Source organism: Lelliottia sp. RD5, assembly GCF_056032945.1.
Map to the genome: position 1 here is coordinate 409,061 of NZ_JBVYHQ010000002.1, position 17,920 is coordinate 426,980.

The 17,920-nt window shown below is 51.5% G+C and carries 19 protein-coding genes and 1 tRNA gene; 12 read left to right on the plus strand and 8 right to left on the minus strand.

What is annotated here, in order from left to right:
* The first annotated feature begins 10 nt into the window (after positions 1-10).
* Positions 11-754, plus strand: coding sequence for an SDR family oxidoreductase (locus tag AC0LWE_RS09725; RefSeq protein ID WP_202665811.1), 744 nt, complete (start codon positions 11-13; stop codon positions 752-754).
* Positions 755-870: 116 nt separating this feature from the next.
* On the opposite strand, the gene bglA is transcribed toward AC0LWE_RS09725, so the two are convergent.
* Positions 871-2,304 (minus strand): 6-phospho-beta-glucosidase BglA, encoded by a 1,434-nt coding sequence (gene bglA, locus AC0LWE_RS09730; protein ID WP_059177598.1) that lies wholly within the window; start codon positions 2,302-2,304, stop codon positions 871-873.
* Between the two features lie 115 nt (positions 2,305-2,419).
* On the minus strand, positions 2,420-3,151 hold the full coding sequence (locus tag AC0LWE_RS09735) for a MurR/RpiR family transcriptional regulator (RefSeq protein WP_059177599.1): 732 nt from the start codon (positions 3,149-3,151) through the stop codon (positions 2,420-2,422).
* Between the two features lie 52 nt (positions 3,152-3,203).
* Here AC0LWE_RS09735 and yqfB point away from each other — a divergent pair, with 52 nt between their 5' ends.
* Both yqfB and trhA read left to right on the plus strand, forming a co-directional pair.
* On the plus strand, positions 3,204-3,515 hold the full coding sequence (yqfB, locus tag AC0LWE_RS09740; RefSeq protein WP_059178027.1) for a N(4)-acetylcytidine aminohydrolase: 312 nt from the start codon (positions 3,204-3,206) through the stop codon (positions 3,513-3,515).
* Between the two features lie 163 nt (positions 3,516-3,678).
* Positions 3,679-4,338 carry a PAQR family membrane homeostasis protein TrhA gene (trhA, locus tag AC0LWE_RS09745; RefSeq protein ID WP_131486253.1) on the plus strand — a complete coding sequence of 220 codons (660 nt, stop codon included), beginning with the start codon at positions 3,679-3,681 and terminating at the stop codon, positions 4,336-4,338.
* 42 nt (positions 4,339-4,380) lie between these two features.
* Here trhA and ygfZ read toward each other — a convergent pair whose 3' ends face one another.
* Complete coding sequence (gene ygfZ / locus AC0LWE_RS09750; protein ID WP_202667691.1) at positions 4,381-5,361, minus strand: tRNA-modifying protein YgfZ; 981 nt, start codon at positions 5,359-5,361, stop codon at positions 4,381-4,383.
* A 267-nt stretch (positions 5,362-5,628) separates the two neighbouring features.
* Between ygfZ and sdhE the strand changes: the two genes are divergently transcribed.
* A complete protein-coding gene (gene sdhE, locus AC0LWE_RS09755; RefSeq protein ID WP_015960306.1) occupies positions 5,629-5,895 on the plus strand; it encodes an FAD assembly factor SdhE in 267 nt (88 codons plus the stop codon).
* Positions 5,876-6,289: a protein YgfX gene (locus AC0LWE_RS09760; protein ID WP_059177602.1), complete on the plus strand. Its 414-nt coding sequence runs from the start codon at positions 5,876-5,878 to the stop codon at positions 6,287-6,289. The genes sdhE and AC0LWE_RS09760 overlap by 20 nt, the downstream gene beginning before the upstream one ends.
* Positions 6,290-6,293: 4 nt before the next feature.
* Here the strand turns inward: AC0LWE_RS09760 and fldB are convergent, their stop codons facing one another.
* Positions 6,294-6,815, minus strand: a complete 522-nt coding sequence (gene fldB, locus AC0LWE_RS09765; protein ID WP_202667690.1) for a flavodoxin FldB — start codon at positions 6,813-6,815, stop codon at positions 6,294-6,296.
* Between the two features lie 100 nt (positions 6,816-6,915).
* On the opposite strand from fldB, the gene xerD reads away from it, so the two are divergent.
* The 5 genes from xerD (at position 6,916) to lysS (ending at position 13,023) form a co-directional block, all read left to right on the plus strand.
* On the plus strand, positions 6,916-7,812 hold the full coding sequence (gene xerD, locus AC0LWE_RS09770) for a site-specific tyrosine recombinase XerD (RefSeq protein ID WP_059177604.1): 897 nt from the start codon (positions 6,916-6,918) through the stop codon (positions 7,810-7,812).
* A gap of 28 nt (positions 7,813-7,840) precedes the next feature.
* Positions 7,841-8,554, plus strand: a complete 714-nt coding sequence (gene dsbC / locus AC0LWE_RS09775; protein WP_059177605.1) for a bifunctional protein-disulfide isomerase/oxidoreductase DsbC — start codon at positions 7,841-7,843, stop codon at positions 8,552-8,554.
* A gap of 5 nt (positions 8,555-8,559) precedes the next feature.
* Positions 8,560-10,293, plus strand: a complete 1,734-nt coding sequence (recJ, locus tag AC0LWE_RS09780; RefSeq protein ID WP_219347406.1) for a single-stranded-DNA-specific exonuclease RecJ — start codon at positions 8,560-8,562, stop codon at positions 10,291-10,293.
* 104 nt (positions 10,294-10,397) lie between these two features.
* A protein-coding gene (prfB, locus tag AC0LWE_RS09785) for a peptide chain release factor 2 (RefSeq protein ID WP_096759544.1) occupies positions 10,398-11,496 on the plus strand; the annotation gives its coding sequence in 2 pieces (ribosomal slippage) (positions 10,398-10,472 and positions 10,474-11,496; 1,098 coding nt in all).
* Positions 11,497-11,505: 9 nt separating this feature from the next.
* On the plus strand, positions 11,506-13,023 hold the full coding sequence (gene lysS, locus AC0LWE_RS09790) for a lysine--tRNA ligase (RefSeq protein WP_219347407.1): 1,518 nt from the start codon (positions 11,506-11,508) through the stop codon (positions 13,021-13,023).
* Between the two features lie 48 nt (positions 13,024-13,071).
* Here the strand turns inward: lysS and idi are convergent, their stop codons facing one another.
* On the minus strand, positions 13,072-13,623 hold the full coding sequence (gene idi, locus AC0LWE_RS09795) for an isopentenyl-diphosphate Delta-isomerase (protein WP_219347408.1): 552 nt from the start codon (positions 13,621-13,623) through the stop codon (positions 13,072-13,074).
* A gap of 159 nt (positions 13,624-13,782) precedes the next feature.
* Here idi and actS point away from each other — a divergent pair, with 159 nt between their 5' ends.
* Positions 13,783-14,529, plus strand: coding sequence for an amidase activator ActS (actS, locus tag AC0LWE_RS09800; protein ID WP_267970685.1), 747 nt, complete (start codon positions 13,783-13,785; stop codon positions 14,527-14,529).
* Positions 14,530-14,610: 81 nt separating this feature from the next.
* Positions 14,611-14,684 (plus strand) — tRNA-Gly (locus AC0LWE_RS09805).
* 850 nt (positions 14,685-15,534) lie between these two features.
* Here the strand turns inward: AC0LWE_RS09805 and AC0LWE_RS09810 are convergent.
* From AC0LWE_RS09810 to AC0LWE_RS09820, 3 genes are all read right to left on the minus strand, one after another.
* On the minus strand, positions 15,535-15,807 hold the full coding sequence (locus AC0LWE_RS09810; protein ID WP_072241761.1) for a hypothetical protein: 273 nt from the start codon (positions 15,805-15,807) through the stop codon (positions 15,535-15,537).
* A 275-nt stretch (positions 15,808-16,082) separates the two neighbouring features.
* Positions 16,083-17,210 (minus strand): PAAR domain-containing protein, encoded by a 1,128-nt coding sequence (locus AC0LWE_RS09815; protein ID WP_219347409.1) that lies wholly within the window; start codon positions 17,208-17,210, stop codon positions 16,083-16,085.
* Positions 17,210-17,683, minus strand: a complete 474-nt coding sequence (locus AC0LWE_RS09820) for a PAAR domain-containing protein (protein ID WP_059177611.1) — start codon at positions 17,681-17,683, stop codon at positions 17,210-17,212. Before AC0LWE_RS09820 ends, AC0LWE_RS09815 begins: the two co-directional genes overlap by 1 nt.
* Positions 17,684-17,920: the final 237 nt, after the last annotated feature.

Below are 17,920 nucleotides of genomic sequence, written 5' to 3' on the forward strand. Positions count from 1 at the left end.
GGGACGTCTCTTGGCTATTGCTCTGGTAACCGGCGCAAGCCGCGGAATTGGTAAAGCGACCGCGCTGCAACTGGCGCGTGAAGGCTACACGGTGGCGGTGAATTATCACCACAACATCAAAGCCGCGACGGATGTGGTGAATCAAATTACCGAGTCCGGCGGCAAGGCTTTTGCGTTACGCGCTGATATCAGCGACGAAACGCAGGTGATGGCGATGTTCGAAAGCCTGGACCGTGAAGGCGAACCGCTGGCCGCGCTGGTCAACAACGCCGGCATTTTGTTTGAGCAAAGCACGATTGAAAACCTGACCGCCGAGCGCATCAATCGCGTATTAACCACTAACGTGACGGGCTATTTCCTCTGCTGTCGTGAAGCGGTGAAACGCATGTCTCATCAACATGGCGGCAAAGGTGGGGCGATAGTGAATGTGTCGTCTGCGGCGTCGCGTCTTGGGGCTCCCGGTGAGTATGTCGATTATGCCGCCTCGAAAGGTGCGGTAGATTCGTTGACCATCGGGTTATCGCTGGAGGTGGCGGCGCAGGGTATTCGCGTGAACTGCGTGCGTCCAGGGCTAATTTATACCGACATTCATGCTTCTGGCGGTGAGCCGGGGCGTGTAGATCGGGTGAAGTCTCTGTTGCCGATGCAGCGCGGCGGCCAGCCCGAAGAGGTGGCGCAGGCTATTGTCTGGCTGCTGAGCGAAAAGGCGTCTTACGTGACGGGCAGTTTTCTTGAATTAGCGGGCGGGAAATAATTCCTCTCGCGCAGGGGAGAGGAATACGTGGTGCAGTTTTCCCCCTCATCCTTTGGGGAGAGGGGGAGTCGGTGCGATCTTTTCGGTCTCGCCCGCAGGGGAAAGGGCTGGGGTGGCTAGAGCGTTTCGCCGTTGCTGGCGATCACCGCTTTGTACCACTCGAAACTTTTCTTACGGGAACGCGACATGTCGCCAGTCCCGTCGTCGTGCTTGTTCACGTAGATAAAGCCGTAGCGTTTACTGTACTGACCGGTGGTGAATGACACGCAGTCGATGCAGCCCCATGGCGTATAGCCCATCAGATCTACACCGTCGTAGGTAACCGCTTTGATCATCTCTTCGACGTGAGCGCGCAGGTAGTCGATGCGGTAGTCATCGTTGATGCTGCCATCTTCTTCCACTTTATCGTAGGCACCAAAACCGTTTTCCACGATAAACAGTGGTTTCTGATAGCGCTCGTAAAGCTCGCACAGCGCATAGCGAAGGCCCACAGGGTCAATCTGCCAGCCCCAGTCGGACGCTTTCACATGTGGGTTTGGCACGCTGCCTTCGAAGCCAGAAATTGCGTCACCTGTCCCGCCTTCCGCTTTGACCGCATTGGTCATGTAATAGCTGAAACCTAAGTAAGCGCAGGTGCCTTCACGCAGGATCTGCTCGTCGCCAGCGTCCATTTTGATTGAGAAACCGCGGCGTTCCCATTCGTTCAGCACGTATGACGGGTAGTAGCCGCGCAGCTGGACGTCGGTAAAGACATAGCGTTCACGCATTGATTCCTGAGCAAACATCACGTCTTCGGGTTTGCAGGAGAACGGATAGAGCGCCACCATCGCCAGCATGCAGCCGACCTGCATCTCTGGATTAATACGACGCGCGGCTTTTACCGCCAGTGCGCTGGCCACAAACTGATGGTGCAGCACCTGGTACATGGTCTCTTCCGGGTTTTCATGCTCGGTGTACACCACGCCAGAGCAGCAATAACCGAACAACGGCGCGCGCCAGTTACGCTGATTATTGATTTCGTTAAAGGTCATCCAGTATTTGACCTTCGTTTTGTAGCGCTCGAAGACCACTTCGGCAAAACGCACGAAGAAATCCACCACTTTACGGTTGGTCCATCCACCGTACTCCTGCACCAGATGCAGCGGCATTTCGAAGTGGGAGAGGGTGATGACCGGTTCGATGTTGTACTTCAACAGTTCATCGAACATGTCGTCGTAAAACTTCAGGCCTTCTTCATTTGGCTGGGTTTCGTCGCCTTTCGGAAAGATACGCGTCCAGGCGATAGAGGTTCGGAAGCATTTGAAGCCCATCTCAGCAAACAGCTTGATGTCTTCTTTGTAGTGACCGTGAAAATCGATGGCTTCGTGGTTCGGGTAATATTTCCCGTCGATCACTTCCTGCGTGATTTCGCGCGGAACGCCGTGCGCGCCGCCGGTCAGCACATCGCAAATGCTCGGCCCTTTACCGCCTTTGTTCCAACCGCCTTCAACCTGGTGAGCAGCGACCGCGCCGCCCCATAAAAAATCTTTTGGTAAGGTGAGTTTTTTCATATTGGCTAGTCTCGAATTATTGCTGTTGTGTTCGAGTCTAGCAAAGCGGAATTAAATGTCACGATATAACAAATGGCGGTTTATGTGATTTGTTACATCAAAAAAACAGCCTGTTTTATTCCGCCAGTTTCTTCGCCAGTTTCCGACCTAACGATTCAAGAATATAAATAACCGGGATTTGAGTGGTTATATCGTAGACGCCGCCAATGCGGGTTTGAGGTACATGCCATGAGAGATTAAAGTCGGCAAGTTTTGCCAGGCGAGAGTGTTCATGGCTGGTGATGGAGAGCACTTTACAGTTGTGCAGACTGAACTGGCTGGCGAAGCGCAGGATCTCTTCGGTTTCACCGGAAACAGAAAGCACAATCGCCAGCGCGTTTTTTGCCATGTCGTTGGTGACCGGGAAATAAGGATCGTCGATATGATTGCTGAATTTTCCAATATTAGAAAAGAACCGCGCGCCATATTTTGCCAGCGAGCCAGAGGTGCCAGCGCCAACAAAAATAATACGCTCTGACGATAATATAATATCGACAGCATGCGCTAATAACGAATCAAACTCTTCGTTATTAACACTGCGGAAGAAACTGATAATTTCACTGGCACCGAAATTGGCCTGCTGCGGTTCATTATTTTCTAAATACAATTTAAACCGCACGCGGAATTCAGAGTAGCCTTCGCAGTTGAGCTTGCGGCAAAAGCGCAGCACGGTGGTGGTGGAGACTCCCGCCGCGTCCGCCAGTTCGCGGATGGTCATGTACGTGACCTTGTCGCGGTTTTTGATAGCATAGTTGTAAACCATCATCTCAAGATTGTTGAGACTGGCAATGGCAGAATGGGAGAACATGCTCACGCTGGCTAAACTCACTTATCAGACTTTATCTTCAGGGAATAATACCATGCAGCCAAACGACATTACTTTTTTTCAGCGCTTTCAGGAAGACATTCTGGCCGGGCGTAAAACCATCACTATCCGCGACGAATCAGAATCACATTTTAAAGCAGGCGATATTCTGCGCGTTGGGCGCTATGAGGATGAGGGGTACTTTTGCACCGTTGAAGTCATCCGCACGTCGACGGTGACGCTGGATGCGTTAACCGAAAAACATGCGCAGCAGGAAAACATGTCACTGGAAGCACTCAAAGCGGTTATCGCCGAGATTTACCCTAACCAATCCCAGTTTTATGTGATTGAATTTAAATGCCTTTAATAAAAGTGAACGAGTGTTAGGTGAATTTTAACCTCAATGTAATGATTTTAATGGATTATTCTGGAATAGGTATTTATTTTAGCTAACATGTGTTCACTGGAATCGTTCTCAGTTAGCATAGTTTGGTGATACATTTTTATCTTCTGTTTTCCTGGAGTTTCCTATAGTGAGCAAACCAATCGTTGCACAGGGATATTCACTGGCTGAGGAAATAGCCAACAGCATTAGTCACGGGATTGGCCTCGTTTTTGGTATTGTCGGTTTGGTACTTCTGCTGGTGCAGGCGTTTGATGCGAACGCCAATGCGCTGGCTATTACCAGCTATAGCCTGTATGGCGGGAGTATGATTCTCCTCTTTCTCGCCTCAACGCTTTACCACGCCATTCCACATCAGCGTGCCAAAATTTGGCTTAAGAAATTTGATCACTGCGCTATCTATCTCCTGATTGCCGGAACCTATACGCCATTTTTGCTGGTGGGATTGAACTCGCCCTTATCACGCGGCCTGATGATCGTCATTTGGGGCCTGGCACTGCTCGGTATCTTGTTTAAGCTCACGATTGCGCACCGGTTTAAAGTGCTGTCGCTGGTGACATATTTGACGATGGGTTGGCTGTCGCTGATCGTGGTATATCAACTGGCGACAAAGCTGGACGCGGGTGGGGTGACGCTGCTTGCGGCGGGGGGGATCATCTATTCACTCGGGGTGATTTTTTACGTCTGTAAACGTATTCCGTACAACCACGCTATCTGGCATGGCTTCGTGCTGGGCGGCAGCGTGTGCCATTTCCTGGCGATATATTTATACGTTGCGCAGGTTTAACGTTTTGAACGCCCGGCAATGAATGCACTGCCGGGCAAAGTATTACTCTTCTAATGAATACGGCAGCGGCTGGATGCTTAATGTATTGGCATCGTCACGCACGCGGAACACGCTGTCAGCTTCCATATCATTGTTCATCACCACCTGCACCAGAACTCGGCCATCGTCCAGCTGAACAGCAGCCAACACAGTACCTGTGCGACGCCAGTTTTCACCCATTTTCAGCTCGAGATCTTCACCGGCTTCTGGAACGCGACTGGCGTTTCCTGCCAGATACCACAGCGCGCGTTTATTGGCCCCGCGGAATTTTGCCCGGGCCACCATCTCCTGACCGGTGTAACAGCCTTTTTTAAAGCTGATGCCGCCGAGTGCCTGAATATTGGTTGCCTGCGGAATAAACTGTGCGCTGTTTGCCGCATCAATGATCGGCAGACCCGCTTCAATATTCAGCGCTAACCACTGCAGGCTGTTGTTGAATTGTGCTTCGCCACGCAGCGCTTCGGTCACGCGCTCCGCAGTGGCGACATCCGTGACCAGCAGGAAGCGTTCATCTGGGTATTCAAACCACAGAAGGGAAGTCGCGCCATCATTAATCAACGGTTTATCAGCATCTGGCAGCTCGCTGAAAAGAGTTTTCAGCGCTGCGCGAGCCTGAAAACCGGCAACGCCAAGCAGCACATTTTCGTCGTCTGCAACGATTGTCACTTTAGAGAAAACCGCATACTTTTTCAGTTCAGTCAGTTGCGCATCTCGCAGGCTACGGCGTTCGATAATGGCAAAACCATCCTGACGACGGAACAGACGCAGATTGCTCCACATCTTTCCTTTAGGATCGCAATGCGCCACCAGCAGATGCTGATGCTCGCCTAACTGGGCGACGTCGGCAGTGACCTGACCCTGAAGATATTTTTCGCTATCAGCGCCAGAGATTGTTGCCAGAGCCCAGTCATCAAGAGAGATAAGCGTCAGCGGCAGACGCGCGGAGGCGACAGGCTGGCGAGGAGGAAATGGTGTAAAAGCCATAGTGATATCCTGAATTGCTTAACGCTTTGTTAATGCCTAATGGTAAAAGAGACAGCAGTCATTGCAAGCCCTTTCAGCAGCCCAATTGTGCCTTATTAACGTTCTGCGTAGCGTCACGCAAAACAGAGTAATCCGCTCTCTTTATAGGGGATTTTTCTGGAAGCGTGCTTCCAGTCAGTGATTTTCCTGTAATGAAACGGCAAAAAACACGTTACACTAGAAATCGTCCCTCTTAGAGGTAGAAGAAACGTTTAGCAGGAAATCAACATGGACATTAGCAATAAGGCTCGTATTCACTGGGCGTGCCGCCGCGGCATGCGCGAACTTGATATTTCCGTCATGCCATTCTTCGAATATGAATACGACAGCTTAAGCGATGACGATAAGCGTCTGTTTATTCGCCTTCTTGAAAGTGACGATCCTGATTTATTCAACTGGCTGATGAATCACGGCAAGCCCGCCGACACCGAGTTGCAACGGATGGTGCAATTAATTCAAACACGGAATCGGGAACGTGGTCCTGTGGCAATCTGATCTGCGCGTATCCTGGCGCTCACAGTGGATGTCTTTGTTGCTCCACGGAATGGTTGCGGCCTTTGTTTTGCTGATGCCGTGGCCACTCAGCTACACCCCGTTATGGATGCTGTTACTCTCGCTTGTGGTGTTCGACAGCGTGCGCAGCCAGCGACGTATCAATTCCTGTCAGGGCGAAATCAAGCTGCTGATGGACTCTCGTCTGCGCTGGCAAGGTAAAGAGTGGGAAATCGTCGGTACGCCCTGGATGCTGAGTTTTGGCATGATGTTTCGCTTGCGTAACGTGCAAGGCGGACGAAACCAGCATTTATGGCTTTCGGCGGACAGTATGGATGCTGACGAGTGGCGAGATTTGCGTCGGATGGTTTTGCAGCAACCGACGCCCGGTCGATAGCGGATTAGCTAAATTTTTCCGCCATTTCACCCAGAATTTGTTCACACCAGCTTTGCAGGCGCTCGTCACTGAGGTCGTACTGGTTGGTTTCGTCCAGCGCCAGGCCCACAAATAGCTGGCCATCAGCAATCACCGGTTTTGGGCTGGTGAACTCGTAACCCTCTGTTGGCCAGTAGCCGATAAAATGGACGCCTTTTGGGGCAAGCTTATCGTGCAGCATGCCGAGCGCATCAAGGAACCACTCGCCATAACCTAGCTGATCGCCCATACCGTAAAGCGCAATGATTTTGCCTTCCAGGTTGAGTGAATCGAGCTGCTCCCAAATGGCTTCCCAGTCTTCCTGTATCTCACCAAAATCCCAGGTCGGAATGCCCAAAATCAGAACATCGTACTGTTCCATTTCGGTGGGCGCATCGTCTTTAAGATTGTGGAGCGTCACCAGTTCAGGGCCGATAATGTCGCGAATTTTCTCCGCGGCCATCTCGGTATAGCAGGTGCTGGAACCATAAAACAGACCAATATTCATCGCGTAAACTTCTCAATACTTGCTATGACTTTGCGCGTAGTGTACCAGAAAGCTGTACCATTACGTCATAATGGCCGAGGGCAGAATCACAGGAGCAGACGTGGAAAAGGATCTCGCACTCATCGAACAATTTCTCGATGCGCTGTGGCTTGAGAAGAACCTGGCGGAGAACACGCTGAGTGCCTATCGTCGCGATTTAACGATGCTGGCGGAATGGCTCGCGCACCGTGGCTTGTCGCTCGAACAGGCACAGCGAGACGATCTCCAGTCTCTACTGGCCGAACGTATGGACGGCGGCTACAAAGCCACCAGTTCCGCGCGCCTGCTGAGTGCAATGAGACGACTGTTTCAGCATCTGTATCGCGAGAAGCTTCGCGCTGACGATCCGAGTGCGCTACTGGCATCCCCCAAGCTGCCGCAGCGTTTACCTAAAGATCTCAGCGAAGCGCAAGTTGACAGATTATTACAGTCACCGACGGTTGACGTGCCGCTGGAGTTACGCGATAAAGCCATGCTTGAAGTGCTGTATGCCACGGGTTTGCGCGTCTCGGAACTGGTGGGTTTGACGATGAGCGATATTAGCCTGCGTCAGGGCGTGGTCCGCGTGATAGGTAAAGGAAACAAAGAACGTCTGGTCCCGCTTGGCGAAGAGGCGGTGTACTGGGTGGAGAACTATCTCGAGCATGGTCGACCATGGCTTCTGAACGGTGTTTCTATTGATGTTCTGTTTCCCAGCCAGCGTGCGCAACAAATGACGCGACAAACCTTCTGGCATCGCATAAAACATTACGCCACACTGGCGGGTATCGACAGTGAAAAACTTTCGCCGCACGTTCTGCGCCATGCCTTCGCAACGCACTTGCTCAACCATGGTGCTGATTTGCGCGTCGTACAGATGTTGCTGGGACACAGCGACCTGTCAACCACGCAAATCTATACCCACGTTGCAACAGAACGGTTGCGGCAGCTACACCAACAGCACCACCCGCGAGCGTGAGTGCCGACACATAGTCATAGGACCGAAAATGAAAAAATCTTTAGCGCTGTTCTCTCTGCTGGCTGCATCCTGGGCGGGCTTTGCTCATGCTGACGATGCGGCAATTAAACAGTCACTGGCCAAACTCGGTGTGACCAGCAGCGATATCCAGCCTGCACCCGTAGCCGGAATGAAAACGGTACTGACGAACAGCGGTGTGCTCTACGTTACCGAAGACGGCAAGCATTTCGTTCAAGGTCCAATGTATGACGTCAGCGGCGCGCAGCCGGTTAACATCACTAATCAGTTGCTGATGAAAAACCTGAATGCGCTCGAAAAAGAGATGATTGTCTACAAAGCCGCGCAGGAAAAACACGTCATTACCGTTTTCACTGATATCACCTGCGGCTATTGTCACAAGCTGCATGAAGAGATGAAAGACTACAACGCGCTGGGGATCACCGTGCGTTACCTGGCTTTCCCGCGTGCGGGTATTCAGAGCCAGCCAGAGCAGGACATGAAAGCTATCTGGTGTGCCAAAGATCCGAAACAAGCGTTTGATGATGCGATGAACGGCAAAGGCGTCAAACCGGCGTCCTGCGACATCGACATTGCGAACCATTACGCGCTGGGCGTGCAGTTTGGCGTGACCGGAACGCCAGCCATCGTGCTGAGCAACGGTTACGTCGTGCCGGGTTACCAGGGGCCGAAAGAGATGAAAGAGTTTCTCGACGCGCACCAGAAACAGACTGGCGGTAAATAATTCGCGTGAAAGCAAAGACTCAACTGCGCCGCCGTGAGGTGGATGAGAACGTTAATTTACCTGCCGATCTTTCGCCGCTTCTTCGCCGACTTTATGCAGGACGTGGCGTGCGCAATGCCGATGAACTTGAGCGTAGCGTCAAAGGCATGTTGCCCTGGCAGCAGCTCAGCGGTGTAGAAACAGCGACTGAACTGCTCTACAACGCGCTGCGTGAAGGGACGCGCATTGTCGTCGTCGGTGATTTTGACGCCGATGGCGCAACCAGCACCGCGCTAACGGTGCTCAGCCTGCGTGCGCTCGGCTGCGATAATGTCACCTATCTGGTGCCAAATCGCTTTGAAGATGGCTACGGCCTGAGTCCGGAAGTGGTTGATCAGGCTCAAGCGCGTGGCGCGCAGATGATCTTAACCGTCGATAATGGGATCTCGTCACATGCCGGGGTCGATCGGGCGCATCAGCTTGGGATCCCGGTTATCGTTACCGATCACCATTTGCCGGGTGACACCTTACCGGCTGCCGAAGCGATTATTAACCCCAATCTGCGCGACTGCGACTTCCCGTCGAAATCGCTCGCAGGCGTGGGAGTAGCGTTCTATCTGATGCTGGCGCTGCGCACGTTGCTGCGTGATAAAGGCTGGTTTGAGGCGCGCGGTATCGCGGTGCCTAATCTGGCGGAATATCTCGATCTGGTCGCGCTGGGGACGGTTGCGGACGTTGTCCCGCTGGACACCAATAACCGTATTCTGACCTGGCAGGGTTTGAGTCGGATTCGCGCGGGGAAATGCCGACCAGGCATCAAAGCATTGCTGGAGATTTCCAACCGCGATGCGCAAAAGCTGGCGGCAAGCGACTTAGGTTTTGCTTTGGGCCCACGTCTGAACGCGGCAGGGCGACTGGATGACATGTCTGTTGGCGTGGCGCTGCTGCTGTGCGACAACATCGGTGAAGCGCGCGTGCTGGCGAATGAACTGGATGCGCTGAATGAGACGCGTAAAGAGATTGAGCAGGGGATGCAGGCAGAGGCGCTGACGCTGTGTGAAAAACTTGAGCGCAGTAGCGAAACGCTGCCCGGTGGGCTGGCGATGTATCACCCGGAATGGCATCAGGGCGTCGTGGGTATTTTGGCCTCGCGCATCAAAGAGCGTTTTCATCGTCCGGTGATCGCGTTTGCACCGGCGGGTGACGGCACGCTAAAAGGGTCGGGTCGCTCTATCCAGGGGCTGCATATGCGTGATGCGCTGGAGCGTCTGGATACGCTGCATCCTGGGCTGATGATTAAATTCGGCGGTCACGCCATGGCGGCGGGTTTATCGCTGGAAGAGACGAAGTTTGATGAGTTTCAACGGCTCTTTAGCGAGCTGGTGACCGACTGGCTGGATCCCGCCTTGCTGCAAGGTGAAGTGGTTTCCGATGGCGCATTGGCGCCTGCTGAGATGACCATGGAGATCGCGCAACTGCTGCGTGAATCGGGGCCCTGGGGACAAATGTTCCCGGAACCGCTGTTTGATGGTCGTTTTCGTCTACTGCAACAGCGTTTGGTGGGCGAGCGTCATCTGAAAGTGATGGTTGAACCGCTTGGCGGCGGCCCGCTGCTGGATGGGATTGCTTTCAACGTCGACACCTCAGTTTGGCCTGATAACGGCGTGCGTGAAGTCGAACTGGCCTACAAACTGGATATCAATGAGTTTCGCGGAAATCGCAGTTTGCAAATCATCATCGATCATATCTGGCCGATGTAAGCTGACCAATTTAGCGTCACTATTCTCTATAAAAAAGAGCGTGGATTGGGTACAATCCCGCTCTTATCACCGCATTTTGACTAGTCCAATAAAGAAAACAGACCATGTTTGAAATTAATCCGGTAAAAAACCGCATTCAAGACCTTACGGAGCGCTCCGCCGTTCTTAGGGGGTATCTTTGACTATGATGCGAAGAAAGAACGCCTTGAAGAAGTAAACGCCGAGCTGGAACAGCCGGACGTCTGGAACGAACCTGAACGCGCACAGGCGCTGGGTAAAGAGCGTTCCTCCCTCGAAGCCATCGTTGAAACGCTGGATCAAATGACGCAGGGACTGGAAGACGTTTCTGGTCTGCTGGAATTAGCGGTCGAAGCCGACGACGAAGAAACATTCAACGAAACGATCGCTGAGCTCGACGTATTAGAAGAGAAACTGGCGCAGCTTGAATTCCGCCGCATGTTCTCTGGCGAATACGACAGCGCCGATTGCTATCTCGATATCCAGGCCGGTTCTGGCGGGACCGAAGCGCAAGACTGGGCGAGCATGCTGGCGCGTATGTATCTGCGCTGGGCAGAAGCGCGCGGCTTCAAAACCGAGATTATCGAAGAGTCTGAAGGTGAAGTGGCGGGTCTTAAATCCATCACCATCAAGATCATTGGCGATTACGCTTACGGCTGGTTGCGTACCGAAACGGGCGTTCATCGCCTGGTGCGTAAAAGCCCGTTCGACTCCGGCGGTCGCCGTCATACCTCTTTCAGCTCTGCGTTTGTCTATCCAGAAGTGAAAGACGATATCGATATCGAAATCAACCCAGCCGACTTGCGCATTGACGTTTATCGCGCATCTGGCGCGGGCGGTCAGCACGTTAACCGAACGGAATCCGCGGTGCGTATTACCCACCTTCCGACCAACACGGTAACGCAATGCCAGAACGACCGTTCGCAGCATAAGAACAAAGACCAGGCCATGAAGCAGATGAAAGCGAAGCTTTATGAGCTGGAGATGCAGAAGAAAAATGCCGAGAAACAGGTGATGGAAGATAACAAATCTGACATCGGCTGGGGCAGCCAGATTCGTTCTTATGTCCTTGATGACTCCCGCATTAAAGACTTGCGTACCGGGGTTGAAACCCGTAACACGCAGGCGGTGCTGGACGGCAGCCTGGATCAATTTATCGAAGCAAGTTTGAAAGCAGGGTTATGAGGAACCAACATGTCTGAACAACAAGCACAGGGCACTGACGCGGTAGTCGATCTTAATAACGAGCTGAAAACGCGTCGCGAAAAGCTAGCTGCACTGCGTGAGCAGGGTATTCCATTCCCGAACGATTTTCGTCGCGATCACACTTCCGATCAGCTGCACGCTGACTTCGATGCAAAAGAAAACGAAGAGCTGGAAGCGCTGAACGTAGAAGTGTCCGTTGCAGGCCGCATGATGACCCGTCGTATCATGGGTAAAGCGTCCTTCGTGACGTTGCAGGACGTCGGTGGCCGTATTCAGCTGTACGTTTCCCGTGACGATCTGCCAGAAGGCATTTATAACGAGCAGTTCAAGAAGTGGGACCTGGGCGACATCCTTGGCGCGAAAGGCAAGCTGTTCAAGACCAAGACGGGCGAACTCTCTATTCACTGCACCGAACTGCGCCTGCTGACGAAAGCACTGCGTCCGTTGCCGGATAAATTCCACGGTCTGCAGGATCAGGAAGCGCGCTATCGTCAGCGCTACCTGGATCTCATCTCTAACGATGAATCCCGCAAAACGTTCAAAATCCGTTCCCAGATTATGGCGGGCATCCGTCAGTTCATGGTTGGCCGTGATTTTATGGAAGTCGAAACGCCAATGATGCAGGTGATTCCGGGTGGCGCGTCTGCGCGTCCATTCGTGACCCATCACAATGCGCTGGATCTGGACATGTACCTGCGCATCGCGCCGGAACTGTACCTGAAGCGTCTGGTGGTTGGCGGCTTCGAACGCGTGTTCGAAATCAACCGTAACTTCCGTAACGAAGGTATTTCTGTTCGCCATAACCCAGAGTTCACCATGATGGAACTCTATATGGCGTATGCGGATTACAAAGATCTGATCGAGCTGACCGAATCGCTGTTCCGTACCCTGGCGCAGGATATTCTGGGCACCACGGAAGTCCCTTACGGTGACGAAGTGTTCGACTTTGGTAAGCCGTTCGTTAAGCTCACCATGCGCGAAGCGATCAAGAAATACCGTCCAGAAACCGAAATGGCCGATCTGGATAACTTTGACTCTGCGAAAGCCATCGCGGAAAGCATCGGTATCAAGGTTGAGAAGAGCTGGGGTCAGGGTCGTATCGTGACTGAGATCTTCGAAGAAGTGGCAGAAGCGCATCTGATTCAGCCTACCTTTATCACCGAATACCCGGCTGAAGTGTCTCCGCTGGCGCGTCGTAATGACGAAAACCCGGAAATCACTGACCGCTTTGAGTTCTTTATTGGCGGCCGTGAAATCGGTAACGGCTTTAGCGAGCTGAACGATGCGCAGGATCAGGCGCAGCGCTTCCAGGATCAGGTTGATGCGAAAGCCGCAGGCGATGATGAAGCGATGTTCTTCGATGAAGACTACGTGACCGCGCTGGAACACGGCTTGCCGCCAACGGCGGGTCTGGGCATTGGTATCGACCGTATGGTGATGCTGTTTACCAACAGCCACACCATCCGTGATGTGATCCTGTTCCCGGCGATGCGTCCGGTAAAATAATACCGTAACGATTGAAAAGCCCCGGTGTTTATCGCGTCGGGGCTTTTTTTATGCCTTTAGGTTATCGGCGAACTGTCTGAGCTTTTCACGCGCGTTAGCCGCTTCCGAAACCATCCACGGGCTGAAAGCCCACGGCGTGGCCTCCAGAGCACGTAACAATGACGCCAGTTCAACCCACTGATAGTCCATCACCTCGTCGGGATTGACCCTGAGCGGGCTGACAATCTGTGCTGCAAACACCGGGCAAATTTCGTTTTCAACGATGCCCGAAGGATCGATTTCACAGTAACGGAAATCCGCTGCGATCGGCGTAAGATGCGCGATCTCTACGCCGACTTCGAAACGACAGCGGCGTTCTATCGCCTGTTCGGTGGTTTCGCCGATTTGTGGATGGCCGCAGACCGAGTTTGTCCAAACGCCAGGCCAGGCTTTTTTGCTCAGTGCGCGGCGGGTAACAAGGCATTGACCCCGATCGTTAAACAGCCACGAAGAGAAAGCCAAATGCAGCGAGGTATGAGAAGTGTGCGCAGCGTACTTCTCCTGAGTGCCAACAACCTCTCCCTGGTCGTTAACCAAAATGACGTGTTCTTGTATGCTCATTCCGACTCCAGTACCCGAACGACGGGATGGCGAAATTATATCTCACTCTTTCCCAAACGAGTTGTCGCCGCGAGCTTAAATATGTATTAACGGCAAAAGTTGGCAACAGGATTTAGGCTGTTATCATAGGACGCCATTTACCTTGACCAAGGATCCGTTTTGTTCGCAGGAAGCCTGACGAGAAATCCCCTGAGTGCTCTTTTCTGCCTGATGCTGGCATTGCTGCTGGCGGGCTGTTCTGGCAGTAAATCAGCTGATTCGGGAAGCTACTCCGGCGCGGTCTACACCGTTAAGCGCGGCGACACACTCTATAAAATCTCGCGCTCAACCGGAACGAGCGTGAAAGACTTGGCTCGCCTGAACAATATTTCTGCACCTTATACCATCGAAATAGGGCAAAAGCTCAGGCTCACTAGCGGTAGCTCGACGGCGAAAAAATCCTCTTCCTCGAAAGGTAAAACCGCCAAAGTGACGCCGTCTTACGCTGTGCCGCAATCGTCATGGCCGCCGGTCGGACAGCGTTGTTGGGTCTGGCCTGCCAGCGGAAAAGTGATTACCCCGTATTCGACGGCAGAGGGAGGCAATAAAGGGATCGATATTGCGGGCTCACGCGGTACGCCAGTCTATGCGTCCGGAGCAGGAAAAGTGGTCTATGTGGGGAATCAGCTGCGCGGTTATGGCAATTTAATCATGATTAAGCACGGCGAAGACTACATTACCGCCTATGCGCACAACGACTCGTTGCTGGTCAATAACGGGCAAAATGTGAAAGCCGGGCAAAAGATCGCGACGATGGGCAGCACGGGCGCGAGTTCCGTTGCCCTGCATTTCCAGATTCGTTACCGTGCAACCGCTATCGATCCTCAGCGCTATCTGCCTGCGCAGGGCAGCAAGCCAAAATGCTAAACGGTTAATTAATCACCGGTTAGCGCTTGGGTGACTTGTGCGAAAAAGCGTAAGGTCTATAATGCCTTACGCACCATCAAAGCGGGCGTAGTTCAATGGTAGAACGAGAGCTTCCCAAGCTCTATACGAGGGTTCGATTCCCTTCGCCCGCTCCAGATCTCTCCCCTTGTGGCAAAACACTGCCAGTAGCTGGCTTAAACGTGTTTCGCTATCAACAACTTACCTTAAAGTAAGTTGCCGTGATCGTTCTACCATTGAACGACGAAGTACCAACGGGGATTACACTGTTAGTTGTCACGGATAGTTACTATGGAAGTGAGAGTATAACTATTCGGCGGCGGCAGTTTCAACCTCACACCGCGATAGCACAACGTGAAGGAAAAGCCTGATCCGGGCATTGTCTCTTGCACCAGACTGATCACACGCATTTCAAGCCCGATGTGCGGCTCTCAGAGCCTCGTAAACAGGTTTATGTTGATAACGTACCTACAAACGACATGTAGGCTCTATCAGCGTTTCAGCCACGCTCCCGCAAGGGTGACACTCACGAGTGTTTCCCGATGGGTACACGGTTATCCTGATAAGGTGTGATCCTTCTGACAATCCGATGAAGTCGCTACGCTCCGCTTGTTGCTGTATCACCAACGGGGCTTTATGGCTTCTATTGCCTAAAATCGGGGGGAAGGGGAAAGGCTGGTGGATTCCAGCCTTTGGCTGCCATCTCACCTTCTTGAAAATAAGCAAGACCAAAACAAGGCAAATGGCACTACCGAAAAATGCTTTGATCAAGAGGTTATCCACTGAACGCGATAAGTCATCTATGATCGCCTCACATAAACGGGCTTCCATCTCACCTGTTGAAGGGGGCCGTTGTATTTCCGGGTTAACCCAAAATCAAGCACTGGAATCATCAGGGCGATAGAGTAGATGGCGAAAACTAAAGCAATGCCTCCCCACCGAAGAATCGTTTTTGTTCTACTCGCAATCGCTTCGCGGCTCTCCAAATCATCTCACCTTTTTGAAGATAAGTAGGATCAGAGGTACGCAGACAGCGAAACCGTAAATTGCCACATAAAAAACACCGCTTGTAGCTTGACCAAGTGAATCAACAGCTTGGTAATACTCTTTTAATGGAACAGGGTTTGAGACAAGAGTCTGATTTTCAGAGAAAACCGCGAATGCTTGTGAGGCGACAAACAGACCGAAGAAGTAACCCAAGCTAACGATGAAAATCCCTCCCCATCGTAAGAAAAATTTTATGCCACTGTTCGTGTTCATGAGCGTTTCCAAATCATCTTACTTTTTTAAAGATAAGCAGAATCAGAGGTACGCAGATCGCAAAGCCAAACAGGGCGACAGTAAAAACACCATCAGTGGCTTGCATGATCGAGTCTATCGAAGCTTGGTAGGCTTTTAATGAGATTGGGCCAGAAAAACGCACACTTTCTCTTTCCCTAAATGCACTAAAAGTGAATGTTGATGCTATCAGAGTAATAAAGTAGCAAAGTGATACTGCGACTATTCCAGCCCATCGAAGAATGGTTTTAGTTGAACTACTCATCATAATCTCCAAGAACACCGCCAACATTTTCGCCTGAGTATGGAGAAATCGAACCTAGTGAAGACATTGTTTCTGCGGCGTATCGTTTGGCTTTGCCTGCCCTTCCTTCTGGGGATACGTGTTGTCCGTTCACGTTCGGATACAGGTTTTTAAACTCGCCAGTAACTTCTACAACAGCCATTGAATGTAGGCTTCGGCTTTTGCTGAGAAGATAATTTTGCAATGATACTGGTATGGTGAAATGCTCTTCTGATTCAATAGGAAGCAGAGTGCTTTTTGAGCTGTAACTTGTATCAAAGATCGTTGAGCCTGCGGCTTTTATGCCAGCTACTGTGTGCGTTGTGCAGTTGCTTCCCGTTACATCGTAGGAGTCAATAGAGAGACCAGTTCGATCTGTAGCACTGTTTTCCTCTACCCCTATGGGCTTTCGCCCTTCTTTCCACAAATTTTCAAAGAATGCACGGGTTTCTGGTATGACTGCATCATTGATTTTAAAAACTCGAGCGTCGTTTTCGTAAAGTTCTTTTCTGTAATAGTCTCGGGCATCATCACCTTTCATAAAATCGAGAATACCATCACCCGTCATTCCGAATGGCCCACCAGTTCTTCCGTATCTGCCATGGGTGTAAATGTATACAGTATTGTTTTCATGCACGGCAACAAAAGCGTGTCCGGTTTCGATGGTTTCAGTCCAGATATAAACGCCGTTCAAGAGCGGGTTATCTTCGGGTTTGCAGGTGTCAGCAAAGCTATCAGTTTTAGGATCCGCAATTGGTCCCGGAAGTACAGGCATCTCGACGAGGTGAGACAAATCCATGTGCGTTACTGTTAGTTCTCCACCAAATTCGTAGTCATCATCCCAGTTTGATGGAACAAATTTCGATTTGCAGGGGCATGAACTATAGCTGTGTAGCGTTCCAGCAATCCTTTTACCATGTATATCGTCGTCTTCAAGCCCGCCGCAAATACGGTAATACCCGGGATGTTTGCCGCAAGTCACTTTATGACCTTCGCACGCCATGTCTTTATCGAAGAACTGATGATCGCTCCATCCTTCAAGGATCCTTCCACCACAAACCGTCTTATCACCCCTGAGCAGATAATTCCCTTTAGCACCCATTAGTGTTTACTCCCAGGCATGATCAGGAATCCTTCCGGGAGAGAGTCACCCTCACGGAAAACCAGTCGATTGCTGGATTGTGGTGTTGAGATTATTTCATCGCCATTATCAAGCATACTTCCAACCAGTGCAGCGGATGCTCCCTGCATGACTCGAGCCTTGCCAGCACCAGAAATGATAGTGGCTTCACTGCCGTCAGCGTATACAATCTTATCTCCTATTCGTGTGACCTGAAATCCTCCAGCAGTGCTCTTACCTGATGCTTTTCGAAGAACGCCACCGTTACGGGTAAGACTTCCGACCGTTGCTATTCTGAATATTAGCTTGACAGGGCAGGTGGCAAATCGTGTGGTCAGATTTAACACTTCCGGCTGCGTGCTTTCGTCAAATGTGGCGATCTCTTCTGGTGTGAATGGTGGTTGAGAGGATGATTTTATTATTTCGTCGGTTAGCTCGTTGGTGTATTGCTGCACAAATCCCTCTACTTGCTATGGGTATAATCCTGTCGGTCATTTTACAAACAACTGCTATGTGAGCAATAAACGTTGAACTTAAGTGAAACTCCTTTTCGTAACAGAAAGTTATCAGGTAAAACGATGGGCGTTAATCGTCGATAAATCTCAAGTAGGGGATGTTATGGCAGGTGTATTGGCAAGCAAGGCGGCAGTGGTTGGGGTTGCTGATAAAGCGATTAAAGGAGTATTGCCCTT